We start from the raw sequence: 16,038 nt of genomic DNA, 5'->3' as shown, positions 1-16,038 counted from the left end.
TATTAAAAATCATTTACTGAAATTCACGGGAAAAGAACTGTCAAATTAGTTCCTAAAATAAAACAGGTAGAGAAAACTGAATCGTTTTCTCCACCTGTTTATTCTCAGTTAATTTAAATTTGATAATCCACATTAGTTATCTACATCTGTTTCTTGCTCGAAATATTGTTTTCTTAACCGACTGGCTTCTTTTTGATTCAGCTCCGTTTCAAAAGCTACATCAAAGCTGCCCGTCCACGTATTCCAAACGCGTATAAAGACCAGATCTTCGGTTGTATCGTGTAAATGAAATTCGAAACATACTGCAGGTACGGTTTCTTTTACTTGAATCGATGTGATCTCGTCAATTTGTTTCTGACCATCATCCACTAAAACTTCATATCCTGAATCTAAAATCATTTGGGTCATTTGGTCGTCATCTAAGCTAGTGACATCCTTTTGTGTAGTTTCTTGTTCGATTCGATATTCAGCTAAATCATCCGTGTCTTCAATCATTTGTTGCTCGTAATCATGGATTAAAACTTCTTGATGGTACGGACTATAGAAAAGGTCGATTTGTTCATCGGTTGGATCATGGACAAATGTGCCTCTCGTTAAATGTTCCGTTCCTAGAGGCGTGAGTTGGTATAAGCCATCTGCCTTTTCGACCATTTTGTTTTGTTTTAATAAAGCCATCATATGCTCGACAAAGATGGTTTCTACCGCTAAGAGTTCACCGATTTCATTCGCTTCTTTAACATCTAATTTCTTTAGAATCTTCAAAATCATTTTCATTAAGACATCCATCTGACTTCGCACGACGGTTTTCATTTGAACATCTGCAAGTTGAATCGGAAAGACCCACGCTTCACTTCCAAGCAAACGCATATGAGGTTGTTCTGTAAACTGCTTGGCTACTTTCGCCAGTTCTTTTTCGACTTGCGGATTGACACTCATTGCTTCACTTCCTACCTTTTGCTCGCTTCTAATACTTTTAAGCCCTCGTGTTTATTCACCACGTGTAATACGTGTTCAAACATTTTTCGTTGAGGTTCTTTCAATGCTTTTTGCGTGAACATATCCACACTTCCTACAATCATGAGGAGTTCGCGTGCTCGTGATAAAGCTACATTAAGTCGTCGATAATCCTTTAAGAAGCCAATATTGGCATCTGGCTGCAGATGGTTTCGTACAAAGCTGAGGATGATGACGTCCATCTCCATCCCTTGGAATTTATCAACCGTACCAGTTCGTGTATGAAGATGCGGAAGGTCGAGCTCTTGGCTCAGCATTCGGTCCACTTTCTTCACTTGTTCCCCATAGAAACTAATCACGCCGACTTTTTTCTTCACAAGTTGACCTAGATCACCTTTTTGTTTGGCAGAGGCAGTAGCTTCATTCAAATCAAGCAATAACGCTCGGATTTGTGCGAGTTCAGCGGCATTATAAAAACTTCGATTATGTTGTTCCCGCTCCTCTAAATAACCTTTCGCGTTCGGCATATCATACCAAAGGATATGTTGACCACGTTTGAACTGCTTGCCGTCAAGCAAGTGGTCCCGGTCTTTATTCGAATCGGTCAACCCACACTCCAGCCCGTAATTTTTCTCTAAGTAAAACGGGTTGATGGTTTCCATTATGTGCTCGTGCATTCGGTACTGAATACGTAACGTCGCTTTGCTATCGTCAGGTAAGTCTTTAAACAAACGTTCAAAAATAGATTCTTTCAAAATCGCTTTCAAATCGGCTTTTTCTGTTGGATCTGTCATTTCTTCAAGCACTTCATCCATCGTGTCTTGTCCAACGAGTGGCGGTAATTGATGATGGTCACCAACCAATATGATTTTCTTCCCTTTTAGCATCGGCAGTAACAGTTCTGGTGGCGTCGCTTTGGATACTTCATCTATAATGACCACGTCAAAATCGGGATATTGATTCACGAAATCTTTACTTGCCGAAATGGAACAAGTAACGCCAATGACGTTGGCGTATTGAATATACAATTTCTTGATTTCATCTAAATCGTAAGCCGTCGATTCACCAAGCATTTCTTGCCATTCCAAACGAATGTCGTTCGATACGCTCAAGAACGTCTCTTTTCGTTTTAGTTCACTTAAATGGACAGACTTCTGTTCATAGTCCGATTTCACTTTGCTTAGTAACGCATCAATGTCGATTAACACGATTTCTTCTAAATCAGCCACTTCTTGAGCAAAAGACTTTTGCTTTTGTTGTTCATCAGACATTTTTTGTTGTAATTCATCAATCGTCGTTTTGAACTGAGTCATTTCATGCTGACGTTTTAGCACAACGGCTTGTTGCGCTACAGAAGCTTTTTCTAAACCTTCTACGTAACTCTCTTCTGTTCCTAGTTGTTCAAGTTCTAACTGCTTTTCTCCAAGAACTTTTTCTACTTCATGCAGTGGTGCTACATCATCATTATTTTTATTCATTTCCAATAAAGACTGTTCAACAGAGACAATCTCTTCGTCGAGTGTCGCAAGTTGTGGCTGCATTAAAGAAATCTCAGCTTCTACTTCTTGTTGACGAGTCACAAGTGCTTGTCCAACGACTTCTTTTAACTTTTCAAAAGTTGTTAAAATTTCATTCTTAATCTGCTCATTCCCTTGACCTCGTGAAACCTTGCTATTTAAATTCCCGTTACGAGAAGCTTTTAAAACCATCATATGTTCATAAATCGCCGACAATTTTTGGCGATCCGCTTGTTGCAAGGGCTCGCGGAAGGCATTCATTTGTTTCGTATAATCCCGGAACGCATCGATTACTTTTTTCACATAAGCATCTTCTAGCTTTACTCCCGTTACGTGAGGCAGCATAGATATTTTTTTTGCTAGCATTTTCATATTGTATTGGTGCGCATGCAGCTGCTGTTCGGCATACGTAATGGCTTTATTCAAAGTAGCATCTACTTCAGAATGGTTCCCTGATTGCATAGAAGCTTGATAATTTAAACGCAATCGACCCATCTGTTGAATCAGCGAGTCGATTTCCTTTGTGCGAGTCCATGCATCCTGTCCAATTAAAGCTTGCAGTTCAGGGATTTTTTTCACACTAGGAATTTGTTTAGATATAAGTTCTAAAGATGCTAGTTGACTCTGAAAACTATTAAGTTGGACTTCAGCCTTCTGACGCTCGCTTTGTTTTTTCTGAAGTGACATCTCAATTTGTAAATAGGCTAACTGTTTCCGAAGTTCACTGACTTCATCTAAAAGTCGTGAATGCAGTTTTGCGAATTCACCCGTTCCAGCATACAAGGCAACTTCATTGTTTAACCGTTCATATCTGCTTTTCGCATCTTCTAAAATGTCTTCGCTCATATTTAATTGACGTTCGAATTGGCTCTTTTTGCGATTCAACTCTTGAACGTACGTCTGACTTGTTTCCAAATCGAGCTTTAGTTTGATTAATCTTTCTTTAGCCTGTGCCTTTTCAACTTTCTTTGTTTCAAGCTCATCTATTTCAATCTTTAAATACGTGACGGTTTCTTCGGTATCTTTAATAGCAGCAAGTAAGGCATGTCCTTCTTTTTCAAACTGATTTACATGCGTTGCAATGGACGAAAGTGTCTGCTCTTTCCAGTAAAGAGCCACTTGTTCTTCCACAAAGCGCTGTCCTTCTTCTTCGATGCTTTCACTTCGACCAATACGTAAAATTCGAATGTCTTGGTCCTTCATCAATTTACCAAGTGCATTATCTACCGCTAAATTCGATTGAGACGCAACAAGCGTTTTCAATCCCATCTTCGCATGCTGATAACAAATTTCCGATATAACTGTGGTTTTCCCGGTTCCAGGAGGGCCCTGAATCACATACATATCATTTGCAGCAATCGCACCTTCGACTGCCTGTCGTTGAAACTCATTTAGATTTTGTTTGAACGATAAGTCCTCGGGTACTTTGCCTTTTCGCACAGTTGGTCGTTTTTCAAATAGTAGCTTTTCAAGATTTGGGTTAACCGCCCAACCATTTTCAAGACGTTTAAAGCCGTCCTTTAGTCGATTGATTTGTGCCATTTCCGCTACATTATCAAATGCGAGTTTTCCGTTTGCAGGCACTCTCCATTTTCCCGTTCGTGCCTTTTCTTGAAGATCCCTGCCCAGTTCCACATCGATACTTCGCTTACCCATTTGAACTTGTACTACATTCCCTAGGCTTTGGTTCGTCTCAACTAATTTAACAGCTGACTTTTTATAATATTTATCAAATCCGTTTGGTAGCTTTTGTAGTTCAAACGTTACTTTACGGAAATCAGGACTTAATCGAGCTCCTCGAATGCCTATCTCAAGTCGATCCACATCTGCATTTCGCTCTATTACATGTAAATAAGATTCCCAACTTGAAATCCGTTTCTTTACATACTCCGATCGGTCGGAAGCAATGGGTAATGATTGAATGATTCGATATAGAGTTAGTGTCATTTCAGTAGATACTAGCCCTTTACGATCAAACGCCATCTTCATGTGCAAATGTCGGTTATTTCCTAATTGCAGACGCTTCTTCGTGATGTAAAAATGAGAAACTTCAAGCCCGTTTCCAATCCATTCACATTCCATAACCGGAGTGCCTTCAATTGTTTCTGAATCTATATATAATGAGACGCGTCGCTGATTTGCCTGTCCATCTGCAAGACGTTCCATATGCACTTCCACAATGGCAGATGCATTTAACAATCTGGTCAATTCTTCTACCATTTTTGGCTTACTCTTTTTAAACCGGCTGCTCACAGCTAGATTGCACCGTGTCACATCCATACTTTTCACCACACTCACAACCAAAACACTCCTAACCCGTCCAAACCATATCTCTCTATTGTAAAGGATTGCGGTCCTCAAATCGACCACCCATTCATAAACCTTTTTGACCGTTTTAGGAAATAAAGAATAGCCACCTTCGAGCAGTTGGCGAATACGTATGTTAATAAAAGTTTAAATGCAGTAAATAGCATTTGGATATTTATGTTAAAATTAAAGTAAATTTATTGACCTATAGAAGCATTAAGTGATATGTGCTGATGAAATAAACTACAACTTTCGAGGAGGATGTTATGAACTTTTTTTACCCCTTAATTTTAATTGTAATATTATTAGTAGGATGTTCTGCAACAACGCTTGATGATGCATTTAAGAATTCTGGAAGAGAAGACGTAGAAATTTTATACCAGGATGATAACGATAAAGTTGTACTATTTTTAGAAAAAGATTTTTCAGGACAACCAATGTTATGTTTAAACATTTTTACTAAGGTAAATTCGAGATATGAATATGACGCTGGAACTGGAGAACACGCTCAAAATATAGATTTATCAAACAAATATGAAATTGTAAAAGCAACCCTGGTTGGTAATAGCTCCATTGGTGCTCTATGGAGAGGTGTTTTTAATTACCCACAAGCTAAAACTGTCAAATATTCATTAAAAGATAAAAATGGAAATGTTATTCTTACTTCTAGTGTTGAAATAACAGATAAAAATATTGTATATGAAAAAATACCTCAAGAAATTTATGAGAAGTACGAAACACTTCATTACGAAATATTAGATGCTAAAAATAATGTGATAGTAGAATGGTAATTATCACTAACTCGGCAAATTAGTTGAACAAGAAATTTAAAGAACATTAATATTGAAGAGGCACAATGAGAGAGAGAATGGAGGATAAATATTAGTGCAGAGTTATTCATATAGTATCCCTGAATCATATTCTTACTACACAAGTATTCCGATTTATAACAAGGACAACAATGTCATTTGTATCCTCATGAAAAATCGCCATCAATTTCTAACACAATTGTTTCACTCTCTTCTAGAATTAGGAATGCCCTATTGCTATAATGTTTTTTCGAACGATTATAATCCAATATATAAAATTGATTGTTTATTTACAGGAATCGGTTATTCTCTTCAGAATCGAGAAACTATGGATAAAGTTCCAATTAAGCAAAAACGAGTACAACTAATTGAAAAGATGCAATTATTTATTATCAACGGAGAAGTATACAAATTCGAAAAAGATTACACTTACTCAGGATCTTTAAAGAAAAATGATATTAAAATTGCTACCATCAAAAATATAGATAATACAAATATAAATAAAACGAAACGTATCCGTATTGAAGCAATAAATGACGATATCGCATCTCTAATTGCTGTAATGTATCAAACATTTGTATTTGAAAAATGATTTGTATTGTACAGGTTATTACTTGAACTAATAGGTGTTTCATTAAGAAGTTGAACTTATTACTCATTGAAAAATAGACGCTGGTTAGTTGAAAGTTATTGTATATAATTACACATTGCTAAAGGGGTTCTTATGAAAACTCATTATTATTTAGGTTGGTTTAACAATTCATTTCCAGAGAATCTGGTCAAGGTGTTACAGGAGGATATAACTCATAGAAAATCGCTTGTTATGATTAGCTCGAATCCGTCTATTTATGAAGATGATGGTTCTACTGAACGCTCGTGGCTTGACCAAGCTGGCATTATGTTTGATGAATATCATTTAATTAATGATCGCGTACAGAAGGAAAATGCTCAAACGATCATTCAAAACGCTTCAGTCATTTTCTTGCTAGGTGGGAATACTGTTAAACAAAATGATTTTTTGATGGACTATGAGTTATCAGATTCGATTAAAAAAAGCAACGCCGTTGTGATGGGGGCAAGCGCTGGTGCCATCAACATGTCCAAGAAATGGTTATGTTCGAAAAATTTTGGATATCAAGTAGAAATGAGTTCTATTTTCGACGGAATAGGTCTTGACAATTTTTCCGTCCTCTCTCATTTTGACCTTGAAAATAATATGGCACTGGTACAAAGTGAACTATCTCTCCTATCGGAAGAAATAAATATTTATGCATCGAACAAAGATTGTGCTGTGCGTGTAAAGGGAGACAAAATCGACTTTTTGGGCAATGTTTATTTAATTTCACACTCAAAGATTCATAAATTGGATGCGACGCTCTAGTTGTAGTGAATATGGCTTTGGTTTAATTGAATTGAATGGATTGATTTCAAAAGCAAAATGAAGGTATGTAGAAATTAAGTACCGCTAAAAAGGCTTGGAAATTTACAGCTCCAAGCCTTTTGCTTATAGTAACAGCGTTAAATGGAAAATCGTTTTCCCAAGTCATTGTTCATCGTTCTGCCTGAGTATGTTAAGGGTAATTTCAACATAACAAATTCATTTAACCTTCGATTGACTTTAGTAACATCTAATTCACCATTGGCTTCCTGTATAACTTCAGCATAATATATACAGTCATTTATTTGACCGATAATTGATCTCTCACTTGTTTTTGTGTAACGAATTCCATCGAACTGTTTCAAGTATTCATCGATAAGTGACTGTTCAATTCCGTCAGCTTTCAGATTATCTTTAATCCCCTCAATAATGAGTTCATCTAAATGTTTTATGTCTTTTTTTAATAGTGGACCCAATACAAAGTTATAGCGAGATTGATTGTTCATGATGATTATGTATTTTTTTCTCTGAATGATAAACAAATGCGCGTGCCATGAGAATAATTTGTCCTGAATATTAGGTAGTTGGTCAATATCTTTGTTTATATAATCCATCAATTTTTTTGTACATTGAATGGTCAGCATTCGTGCACTTCCTCGTTATAAAAATTCACTCTTTCTTTATTCATAGCGACAAATACATGTTAAGAATATCCGTATGACTTTTTAAAATTTATTGTTTCTCACTTCAAATTCCGCTTTTACTTGCTCAAGCAATTCTGGGTTTGCCAGCAAATCATAGCCTGTAAGTGCCATTGCCAATGCGCCTCGAGATAAAATGTGATGAGAATTGTCAGTGATGGTTAGATCGGCCATTTCCGTTGTATGGAATACGAGACCTGGTGAATCAAGTCCAATATACGGATGAATGGATGGGCAAACTTGACTGACATTTCCCATGTCTAGTGAACCATAGGAGTCTTTCGAAGGATGAATGGTTTCCACTCCGGTTGACTTTAAATTCTTGCTAAATACATTCGACATCACTTGATTGGTAATCATGTTATCGTAACTCAATTCGTAGTTATGCATGGACAGTTGAGCACCGGTCATAAGCTCAGCCCCCTCTGCAATCTTTCTTACCTTCTCTACCACTTCATTTAAATACGTACGATCTGAAGCTCTTACATAGAACTGGGCTGAAGCATATTCTGGTACGACATTGGCCGCAACGCCACCTTCTGTGATAATGCCGTGTATTCTTACATCCGAACGCACATGTTGACGCAGAGCATTTACACCATTAAACAACTGTACTACTGCATCAAGTGCGTTGCTGCCTTTTTCAGGAGACGCTGCTGCATGACTTGGACGTCCTTTAAAATCAAACTGAATGGCGTCCATTGCAAGTGAATCTCCACTTTCATAAGATTCATCAGATGGATGAAGAATCATTGCCGCATCAATGTCTTGAAATACACCTTGCTCAGCCATGGTTACTTTCGCACCGTTCGTTTCTTCAGCAGGTGTGCCAAGGACGACAACCTTCCCACCGATATCCGAGACAACTTTCGATAATAGAACTCCTGCACCAATGCCCATTGTTCCAATCATATTATGTCCGCATCCATGACCAACACCTGGTAGTGCATCGTATTCTGCTAGAAATGCAATAGCAGGACCCTTCAACCCGCTATCAAATACTGCTCGGAATGAAGTGGGACGACCTACGATGCCTTTTTCCACATGAAAATCATGGCGTTCTAAATAATTGACGAGTAGCTCCATGGATTTAAATTCCTGGTCACCAAGCTCAGGGTGATGATATAAGTGATCACTCATTGCCCATAAATCCTGCTCGATACCCCGTAACTCTCTTTTCATTTGGTCTTTCATTTCTACACGTCCTCTCTAGCAATTAATAGGTATACACCTAAAAAATCATCTCTTCTTCATGACATAAAACACATAGCTATAATCACGATTGTATTGGTTATATAGATCGATTTCCTGTTGGAGCATGTCCACAATTCCTAACGCAATATCATTACCTTCATATTTATCTTTCATTTGAAGAAGATTCTTTTCTAAAGGTTTATAGTATTCCTCTGTCCAGTCTTCTTTAGGCAGGGTAAATGATGATTGATATGAGTACTCGACATCGTTTATTTGTTTTATTTTTGCTGGAATCGTATTCATTTCCGAGTAACCTTGTTCCCAAAATCCCTTACTTTCGTTCGCAGGATTATTATGTAACCAAGAAATTTCACTACATACGAGGTAGCCATCTTGTTTCAAAAATGGATTCCAATCATTCAACCCTCTTTGAAATCCTGCGATATAGATGGAACCCTCTGCCCAAATGATATCGAATGATTCAAGAGGAAAATCCATATCAAACATGGATAGGTTTAATACATCCACTCTTTCAGAAAGACCTTTTTCAACTAGACGCGTTCTTAACACATCTAGAAAATGTTCACTGGTATCGATTGCTTTAATATGTGCATTGGGAAACATTTCGGCTAATACTAGAGTTTGCGTTCCCGCTCCACAACCTATATCAAGGATATTGATTTTTTTATCTCGCGGAATATCTACCATCGAAATAGCCGTTTTAGTAGATCGTTCACTTCCAGGGGCTAATCTTGTAAGCCCTTCAAAAGCTTCATAAAAATAGGTTTCCCTCATGTAGATCACCCTCCTTCGCTTCAATCTTCTAATCATTCTTTTAAACATTCGAAATGGAAAAATACTTAAGCGAAATTTTAATAAATACAAAGCTGATTGGAATAAAAAGAATTGTACCAATCATAGCAAATGCTATAAACCATATGAATGATTCAACATCTAATAAAGACCAGTATATTTCTTCTTTAAACATGTTGTCCAAAAATAATGCGATGAACATCGAGAAGAATGATATACAAAAACCGAGAATTAGACTGGAAAATAAATATCCTAAATTCCCTTTACGGATTTTCAAATAAAGAAGAATTCCAAATGCACCAATTGAAGGAATCACCGTCATCAGAAGAAAAAACGGGAAAGAAATGAACTCTGAAAACATTAAATTCCCAATACTAGATATCACCGATGAAATACTGAATGAATATAAAGTGCCTATTGTAATCGCTGTTAAGTATTCATATTTAGTCACACTATTTCCTCCAAGCGAGGCATTTTAGACTTTTCGATTTTGAAAGTAGTCTTCACGAGTCTGTACATAAAGTAAGTTTTGCACTTCGCGATTACCTAGTCTCGTCAGTACAAATGGCTTCGTCCAAAGATAGCGGAAACCTGTTTTTTCGACGACGCGACGAGAGTTGTTGTTAAAGTCAAAATGTCCGCACCAAATAATGTCGAGATTCATATCTACAAATCCATGATGAATAACCGCTTCAACGGCTTCAGGCATGATGCCTTTGCCCCAGTATTCTGGACTAAGCACATAACCGATTTCTCGCTGAGGCACATGTTGTCGATCTGCATCAGGTCGGCGATCGTGCAAGCCAATACCGCCAATTACGGTACCCGTCTCTTTCCATTCAATCGCATATGTATCTCCTGCAGATTGGAAGAATCCAATGACTTCAAGACTTTCTTCAATATTTTGGTGTGGTGCCCAACCTGCCATAGGTCCAACACGATCATCTTTCGCATACGCATATAAATCTTCAGCGTCTTCTTTTTGCCAAGGTCTTAAAAGAAGTCGATCCGTTTCAATGTTAGGAAGTATCCATGGAATCACTTTTCCGTATATTATCCAGTTGCTTGAATCGTTTGGTTGGAAATCATTTTTCAGTTGCTCAAACCCAAGCTTTTCGTAAAGATCTTGCGCTTTCCTATTATCTGCTTTCGTTGTTAGTATCACATGTCCATGAAAGGAGCTTAACCATTTCGTTACAAGTTGTTTGCCAATGCCATGACCAGAAAAATTTGGATTGACCATTAATTCGACCAATTCCATTGTTTCATTCATCCATTCAGGCGTTTCTTTTAATGCTTCTGCCAATTTATCGTGGTAGTACTGACCCGGTTGAGAAGCGTAACCGTAAACATAGCCAATTAATTTACCCTCTGCATAAGCTCCTATTGCCTGAAATCGAGGGTACGTTATATGACGGTTAAACTGTTCTTGAAATTCCTTTGGTTCTTTATTCCACACAGTTGTATAGAGATTCACAACTTCCTCTTGATTAATTATGTTTAAATCTATTTCTTTCCACTTTATTTCCTGCATCTTCTCATCCGACCCTTCTTCTAAGTTGTTGTGATGCTTCTCTTTATTAAATTCCACATATTTAATAAAACTCCTCTTATAAACGCTCTAATAACCCTAACTCTCGCTTCTGGGATTACAACTGGACAATTAACCCCTCTTTCCAATCAATCTGCATAATTTCGATATGCCGGCATAAATTCTAAAATACCCATGCTTTTTAATAGAAATTTTAAGGTAACACTTAATTGTAATAACGCTCCTGCTAGGTTATTCTTCCATTTATAGAAGTCACATTATTTCAGGAGGGTATATATGGATCAATTTGATAACACCCTTCAAACTTTCATAGAAAATGCGGGGTGGTTAGCACCCATACTATTTGTTTTATTGCATGTATTACGTCCGCTTTTATTCTTACCTGTCATTGTTGTTTGTATCGCAGGTGGCGTATTATTCGGGTTCTTTAAAGGCGCCATTTTGTCGTTTATCGGTCTTACGTTGATGAGCTGGGTGTCTTATTTGCTTGTGATGAAATTCCCAAGGTTTCGTGCTAGGGTGACGCGATTGAAAGATAAAATGTTTAAAGATAACTCCATTACAATTGGCCAAGTCATGATTTTACGAATTATGCCATTTGTTCATTTCCATTTGCTTTCGTTGTATTTAATCGAAATGTCAAAAACCTTTAAGCAATATATGATTTTCTCCATGGTTGGTGTGATTATGCCAGCAATCTTTTATACCGCGTTTGGTGAGGTCATTACCGAATTACCTTGGTACATTTCAATCCTATTGTTTATGATTTTAGCGACGATTTTTTGGTATGTCGGCAAACGGAATAAATTAAATATCGCCGCGGAATAAATACTCGTAACTGAATACCGGGATCATGCATATTCTGAGAAGTATGCTGTAAGAATGGTTGTTCATTGACAACCATTCTATTTTTAATTACTATATGTTTAAACGTTTAAACATTTAAGTATTTAAGTACTCAAAAATAATGGAGGTAAGTATATGAAGAAAACAGCATTAATTACAGGCGCGACTAGTGGATTAGGTTATGAGTTTGTTCAATTATTAGCAAAAGAGCAATATAACCTTATCGTAGTTGCAAGAAATGAAGAAAAGTTATTGAGTATTAAATCGGAGTTCCCTTTATTAAATGTTACAACAATCCCAATGGACTTAAGTAAACCAGGCTCAGTAAGAAAAATGGTAGAAGAAATACAAGAAAAAGGACTACAAGTAGATGTGTTAATCAATAATGCTGGCTTTGGTTTGTTAGGAAAATTTGATGAACTAAATGTGGAGAAACAACTGGAAATGATTCAACTTAACATTTCTGCACTAACTGAGTTAACTCACGCATTTCTCCCTCAAATGAAAAAAAAAAAGTTTGGACAAATAATGAATGTAGCAAGTACAGCCGCTTTTCAGCCAGGTCCAATGATGGCTGTGTATTATGCAACGAAAGCATATGTACTGTCATTCTCAGAAGCACTTGTTGAAGAGTTAGCAGGTACTGGTGTAACAGTAACTACGCTATGTCCTGGTGCGACCAAAACCAATTTTGGTTCTGTTGCAAATGTTGAAAAGACAAAAATGTTTAGCAATGCAATGGATGCCACTACTGTCGCTGCACTAGGTTATAATGGAATGAGAAATGGAAAGCGCGTAGTAATTACCGGCAATTCAAACAAAATTGGCGCTACTGCAGCCAAATTCTTACCAAGAAGTACGGCTGCGAAAATCGCCAAATATGTTGCAGGAGATAAATAAGTAGTAATTGAGAGGTGTCTTAAATGACTAAACAAGCAATAGACGTTTTTAGAGCATGTATCCCATTATTTCAAACATTTTCAGACCCTGCGAGACAAGACATCATCTTGCTTTTGGCTGAACATGAAACTTTAAGTGTGAATGAAATTGCGGACCAATCAATATTGTCTAGACCTGCTATTTCTCATCATTTGAAAATTTTAAGAGACAATCGATTAGTGCAGATTGAACAAAAAGGAACGCAACGATATTATTCTCTATCCCTTGAAACGAGTGTCGAACAGTTAAAAGAATTGATCCAATTGGTTGAAGAAGAATGTATTTTATAGTCTGTCACTTAAATGAGCTTGAATAATCAATGTAAAATGAATGTCTTTCTATGACCTATAACGCCTATCCTCTACATATAATTAATACTGAATTCATTGTAGAGGGTGACTAGGTGTTTGGCTTAATAGAGAAGGCACTTTTTTTTATGATTGCATTAAGACTCATTTCTGGAAGTATTGAAATAACCGCTGCCATGTTGATGTTAAAATATAACGACTTAGAGAAAGCCTTTTATATCAATACGATGCTCGCGTTAGTGGGACCTGTCATTTTAATCGTGACAACAGGAATAGGATTATCAGGGCTCTCAGAAAAGATTTCTTTAAAAAAAGGCATCCTTCTTTTTAGCGGGATTGTTCTGATCATCATGAGTTTGAAGTCTAAATAGAAAAGGCTGAAGAATGTTTCTTTGATGCCTTTTCTTTTTTATTTGCGAATTTAAAGGATTCATTCATTCGAAAGCGAACTATACATATACAACGATAAATGGAGGATTAATATGAACTCATCTACTTTTCAATATGTAACATACATATCATCAACTGCAGAAAAAGTGTGGGAAGCATTAACAAGCACTCAACACACGGAACTTTATTTTTTTGGAACAGCCATCAAGTCAGATTGGAAAGTGGGCTCTCGTGTTGAATATTTCCGAGGTGATTTAACGGATTCAGGAGAAATTTTAAGCTATGAACACAATAAAGAAATGACCTATACATGGGAAAGTGTTGGTGACGATACTGTGCGCGAAGTACCAACGATTGTCTCGTTTTCATTACAAGAAATCGATAACCATGTAGTTAAGCTGACATTGACTCACAAGAATTTGTTAGCCGCCGATTACGTAGAAGAAAACGATACTTTTAGAGGAGTTAATAATGGCTGGCCATTTATTTTAAATAATTTAAAGACTTACCTAGAGAGCGGAAAAACGATGGAAGTATCAATTTAGAAACATACGAGAGGAGTCACAGTTCATGAATGTGACAAAAGAGATTGAGCAACTCGAAAAAGAGATTACTGAAAAAAAGCAACGCATAAAAGAGTTACGAAAATCTGAGCCACAAAAGCTCGTCCAAAATTACGAGTTTGAAGGGAAAGAAGGAACATCCATTTCACTTCTTGATTTATTTGGTGAAAAAGATGAACTCATTGTCATTCAAAACATGGGCAAATCGTGTTCCTATTGCACCATGTGGGCAGACGGATTTAACGGCGTCTATCACTATCTCGCTCACAAAGCACCTTTCGTTCTTGCCTCTCCAGATTCGCCTGAAGTTCAAGCAACACTAGCGGAAGAAAGAGACTGGAAGTTCCCGATGATCTCCACGCAAAATAATTCCTTTAAACAAGATCTAGGCTTTGTTATAGATGGACAAGTTTACCCTGGGGTCTCTGTATTTAGAAAAACCCCTTCTGATGAAATCTACTTGGTTGCTAACGATTTCTTTGGACCTGGAGATAACTATAGTTCTCCTTGGCACTTATTTGAGTTGTTGCCATCTGGCTCAGAAGGTTTCAATCCGAATGCCGTTAGACATGTTAAATAACTAAATCAAAACCCCACTCGTCTCAAATCATAGACAAGTGGGGTTTTTGTGAAAGTGAAGGTTGGAATGCTTATATACCGCGGTCATATCCAAGCTGAATTATTTTTCGACGAGTGAGTAGCCAAGATATTCAAGCGCGAACTGAATGTTTGCCACGAATTTAATTTGTTGATCTTGGCCATCCATATTTTTTACATGTTTTCTCGCAAACGCAGGAGTAACGCCAGTAATAATGGTTTCTACTCCCATTAAACTAAGTGCTTCAATCATATTGAAGAGAACATTTGGAAAATCATCTTCCTGAACCAGAAGCTTCGATAAATCGATAATGAATGAATCAATATCATTTTCGGCAGCATTATGTAACACATCGCTAATGATTTCACTCGAACGATTTTCATCTACAATGCCTTGAATTGAAAGTATCGAAACCCCTTTCGTTATAGGAATGATCGGTACACTTAAAAAGCCCATATTATACTTCGTCTGATCCAGCTCAATCATGTGTGAAAAGATTTCAGCCATAGATTTCAAATAGTTAATATCATCTTGTGAAAAGTCTTTTTCCTCTTTATCCATCACACACAACGTTCCAAATACGTCTCCCTTTGAATCTTTTATGGTTACGCCTAAAAACCCTTTGACGTTTAACTGACTTGTTACTTCTAATTGTTTGGTTATTTCGTCCTTCATTAAGTTACCTGTATGCATTGAGTCATGTTCATTCATGATGATCAGACGACAGTAAGTGCCACCGTACTCCACAGAATATCCTTCTGGAATAATCATTTCTTCTTTATTAAACGAACTGAGCACAGTCATTGCTGTTTCCCCTCGTCTCGTTACATAAACAGAGTTTACATTAAGGTGCTTACTAATCACTGAAAACATTTTTGAAGAAATGGACTTCAATGAAGAGTGCTCCGGAATCGTATTCTTATAATTTGATGGCATTAAGTCCCCCCCTAAAATAACGCTTTTCCTTAATAATTCAGTAAAGTCTGATTTTTATTATATCAGTTTTATAGGTATTTTTATAACAAAACACAAATTCTTACTATTTCTTTCAATGATTCTGTTTTCCGTTACCTATCAAGAAAAATCCTTTTAAAAATAAATTTTATTTATTAGTTGCATTTTGCAATTATTTAGCATATAACTATATCAAGAGGTGAAAAAACATCGGA

The 16,038-nt window shown here is 36.9% G+C and carries 17 protein-coding genes; 9 read left to right on the top strand and 8 right to left on the bottom strand.

Annotated elements, in window-relative coordinates; translation table 11 throughout:
• Nucleotides 1-132 precede the first annotated feature (132 nt).
• Both ACHUE4_RS15165 and ACHUE4_RS15160 read right to left on the bottom strand, forming a co-directional pair.
• Nucleotides 133-936 (bottom strand): hypothetical protein, encoded by an 804-nt coding sequence (locus tag ACHUE4_RS15165; protein WP_394191539.1) that lies wholly within the window; start codon nucleotides 934-936, stop codon nucleotides 133-135.
• Between the two features lie 11 nt (nucleotides 937-947).
• Nucleotides 948-4,769 carry an AAA domain-containing protein gene (locus ACHUE4_RS15160; RefSeq protein WP_394191537.1) on the bottom strand — a complete coding sequence of 1,274 codons (3,822 nt, stop codon included), beginning with the start codon at nucleotides 4,767-4,769 and terminating at the stop codon, nucleotides 948-950.
• Between the two features lie 275 nt (nucleotides 4,770-5,044).
• On the opposite strand from ACHUE4_RS15160, the gene ACHUE4_RS15155 reads away from it, so the two are divergent.
• The 3 genes from ACHUE4_RS15155 to ACHUE4_RS15145 all read left to right on the top strand — a co-directional run bounded on the left by ACHUE4_RS15155 (nucleotide 5,045) and on the right by ACHUE4_RS15145 (nucleotide 6,968).
• Complete coding sequence (locus tag ACHUE4_RS15155; protein WP_394191535.1) at nucleotides 5,045-5,569, top strand: hypothetical protein; 525 nt, start codon at nucleotides 5,045-5,047, stop codon at nucleotides 5,567-5,569.
• 94 nt (nucleotides 5,570-5,663) lie between these two features.
• Nucleotides 5,664-6,179: a tubby C-terminal domain-like protein gene (locus ACHUE4_RS15150; protein WP_394191533.1), complete on the top strand. Its 516-nt coding sequence runs from the start codon at nucleotides 5,664-5,666 to the stop codon at nucleotides 6,177-6,179.
• A gap of 132 nt (nucleotides 6,180-6,311) precedes the next feature.
• Nucleotides 6,312-6,968 carry a Type 1 glutamine amidotransferase-like domain-containing protein gene (locus ACHUE4_RS15145; protein ID WP_394191531.1) on the top strand — a complete coding sequence of 219 codons (657 nt, stop codon included), beginning with the start codon at nucleotides 6,312-6,314 and terminating at the stop codon, nucleotides 6,966-6,968.
• 137 nt (nucleotides 6,969-7,105) lie between these two features.
• On the opposite strand, the gene ACHUE4_RS15140 is transcribed toward ACHUE4_RS15145, so the two are convergent.
• The 5 genes from ACHUE4_RS15140 to ACHUE4_RS15120 form a co-directional block, all read right to left on the bottom strand.
• Nucleotides 7,106-7,609 (bottom strand): DUF6933 domain-containing protein, encoded by a 504-nt coding sequence (locus ACHUE4_RS15140; protein ID WP_394191529.1) that lies wholly within the window; start codon nucleotides 7,607-7,609, stop codon nucleotides 7,106-7,108.
• An 81-nt stretch (nucleotides 7,610-7,690) separates the two neighbouring features.
• Complete coding sequence (locus ACHUE4_RS15135) at nucleotides 7,691-8,860, bottom strand: M20 family metallopeptidase (protein ID WP_394191527.1); 1,170 nt, start codon at nucleotides 8,858-8,860, stop codon at nucleotides 7,691-7,693.
• Between the two features lie 45 nt (nucleotides 8,861-8,905).
• On the bottom strand, nucleotides 8,906-9,655 hold the full coding sequence (locus tag ACHUE4_RS15130) for a class I SAM-dependent methyltransferase (protein ID WP_394191525.1): 750 nt from the start codon (nucleotides 9,653-9,655) through the stop codon (nucleotides 8,906-8,908).
• A 40-nt stretch (nucleotides 9,656-9,695) separates the two neighbouring features.
• Nucleotides 9,696-10,124, bottom strand: a complete 429-nt coding sequence (locus tag ACHUE4_RS15125) for a hypothetical protein (RefSeq protein WP_394191523.1) — start codon at nucleotides 10,122-10,124, stop codon at nucleotides 9,696-9,698.
• Nucleotides 10,125-10,148: 24 nt separating this feature from the next.
• On the bottom strand, nucleotides 10,149-11,264 hold the full coding sequence (locus ACHUE4_RS15120; protein WP_394191521.1) for a GNAT family N-acetyltransferase: 1,116 nt from the start codon (nucleotides 11,262-11,264) through the stop codon (nucleotides 10,149-10,151).
• Between the two features lie 237 nt (nucleotides 11,265-11,501).
• On the opposite strand from ACHUE4_RS15120, the gene ACHUE4_RS15115 reads away from it, so the two are divergent.
• From ACHUE4_RS15115 to ACHUE4_RS15090, 6 genes are all read left to right on the top strand, one after another.
• A complete protein-coding gene (locus ACHUE4_RS15115) occupies nucleotides 11,502-12,053 on the top strand; it encodes a TVP38/TMEM64 family protein (RefSeq protein ID WP_394191519.1) in 552 nt (183 codons plus the stop codon).
• A 153-nt stretch (nucleotides 12,054-12,206) separates the two neighbouring features.
• Nucleotides 12,207-12,971, top strand: a complete 765-nt coding sequence (locus ACHUE4_RS15110; protein WP_394191517.1) for an SDR family NAD(P)-dependent oxidoreductase — start codon at nucleotides 12,207-12,209, stop codon at nucleotides 12,969-12,971.
• Between the two features lie 23 nt (nucleotides 12,972-12,994).
• On the top strand, nucleotides 12,995-13,300 hold the full coding sequence (locus ACHUE4_RS15105) for an ArsR/SmtB family transcription factor (protein WP_394191515.1): 306 nt from the start codon (nucleotides 12,995-12,997) through the stop codon (nucleotides 13,298-13,300).
• Between the two features lie 113 nt (nucleotides 13,301-13,413).
• The gene (locus ACHUE4_RS15100; RefSeq protein WP_394191513.1) at nucleotides 13,414-13,689 is read left to right on the top strand and encodes a YqhV family protein; all 276 of its coding nucleotides are present in this window, start codon (nucleotides 13,414-13,416) and stop codon (nucleotides 13,687-13,689) included.
• 111 nt (nucleotides 13,690-13,800) lie between these two features.
• Complete coding sequence (locus ACHUE4_RS15095) at nucleotides 13,801-14,253, top strand: SRPBCC domain-containing protein (RefSeq protein WP_394191511.1); 453 nt, start codon at nucleotides 13,801-13,803, stop codon at nucleotides 14,251-14,253.
• A gap of 4 nt (nucleotides 14,254-14,257) precedes the next feature.
• Nucleotides 14,258-14,851: a DUF899 family protein gene (locus ACHUE4_RS15090; RefSeq protein ID WP_394191590.1), complete on the top strand. Its 594-nt coding sequence runs from the start codon at nucleotides 14,258-14,260 to the stop codon at nucleotides 14,849-14,851.
• Nucleotides 14,852-14,950: 99 nt separating this feature from the next.
• On the opposite strand, the gene ACHUE4_RS15085 is transcribed toward ACHUE4_RS15090, so the two are convergent.
• Nucleotides 14,951-15,805: a GAF domain-containing protein gene (locus ACHUE4_RS15085; RefSeq protein ID WP_394191509.1), complete on the bottom strand. Its 855-nt coding sequence runs from the start codon at nucleotides 15,803-15,805 to the stop codon at nucleotides 14,951-14,953.
• Nucleotides 15,806-16,038: the final 233 nt, after the last annotated feature.

Origin of the sequence: Paenisporosarcina quisquiliarum, assembly GCF_043641925.1 — a bacterium.
GTDB classification, from domain to species: domain Bacteria; phylum Bacillota; class Bacilli; order Bacillales_A; family Planococcaceae; genus Paenisporosarcina; species Paenisporosarcina quisquiliarum_A.
The sequence above is the reverse complement of the archived record's forward strand: the minus strand, read 5'-3'. Positions and strand labels throughout refer to the sequence as shown.

What these genes read in the sequence shown, in the direction of transcription:
- ACHUE4_RS15165 (WP_394191539.1), bottom strand. Translation starts at nt 936, where the DNA reads ATGAGTGTCAATCCGCAAGTCGAAAAAGAACTGGCGAAAGTAGCCAAG.
- ACHUE4_RS15155 (WP_394191535.1), top strand. Translation starts at nt 5,045, where the DNA reads ATGAACTTTTTTTACCCCTTAATTTTAATTGTAATATTATTAGTAGGA.
- ACHUE4_RS15145 (WP_394191531.1), top strand. Translation starts at nt 6,312, where the DNA reads ATGAAAACTCATTATTATTTAGGTTGGTTTAACAATTCATTTCCAGAG.
- ACHUE4_RS15140 (WP_394191529.1), bottom strand. Translation starts at nt 7,609, where the DNA reads ATGCTGACCATTCAATGTACAAAAAAATTGATGGATTATATAAACAAA.
- ACHUE4_RS15135 (WP_394191527.1), bottom strand. Translation starts at nt 8,860, where the DNA reads ATGAAAGACCAAATGAAAAGAGAGTTACGGGGTATCGAGCAGGATTTA.
- ACHUE4_RS15130 (WP_394191525.1), bottom strand. Translation starts at nt 9,655, where the DNA reads ATGAGGGAAACCTATTTTTATGAAGCTTTTGAAGGGCTTACAAGATTA.
- ACHUE4_RS15115 (WP_394191519.1), top strand. Translation starts at nt 11,502, where the DNA reads ATGGATCAATTTGATAACACCCTTCAAACTTTCATAGAAAATGCGGGG.
- ACHUE4_RS15110 (WP_394191517.1), top strand. Translation starts at nt 12,207, where the DNA reads ATGAAGAAAACAGCATTAATTACAGGCGCGACTAGTGGATTAGGTTAT.
- ACHUE4_RS15105 (WP_394191515.1), top strand. Translation starts at nt 12,995, where the DNA reads ATGACTAAACAAGCAATAGACGTTTTTAGAGCATGTATCCCATTATTT.
- ACHUE4_RS15095 (WP_394191511.1), top strand. Translation starts at nt 13,801, where the DNA reads ATGAACTCATCTACTTTTCAATATGTAACATACATATCATCAACTGCA.
- ACHUE4_RS15085 (WP_394191509.1), bottom strand. Translation starts at nt 15,805, where the DNA reads ATGCCATCAAATTATAAGAATACGATTCCGGAGCACTCTTCATTGAAG.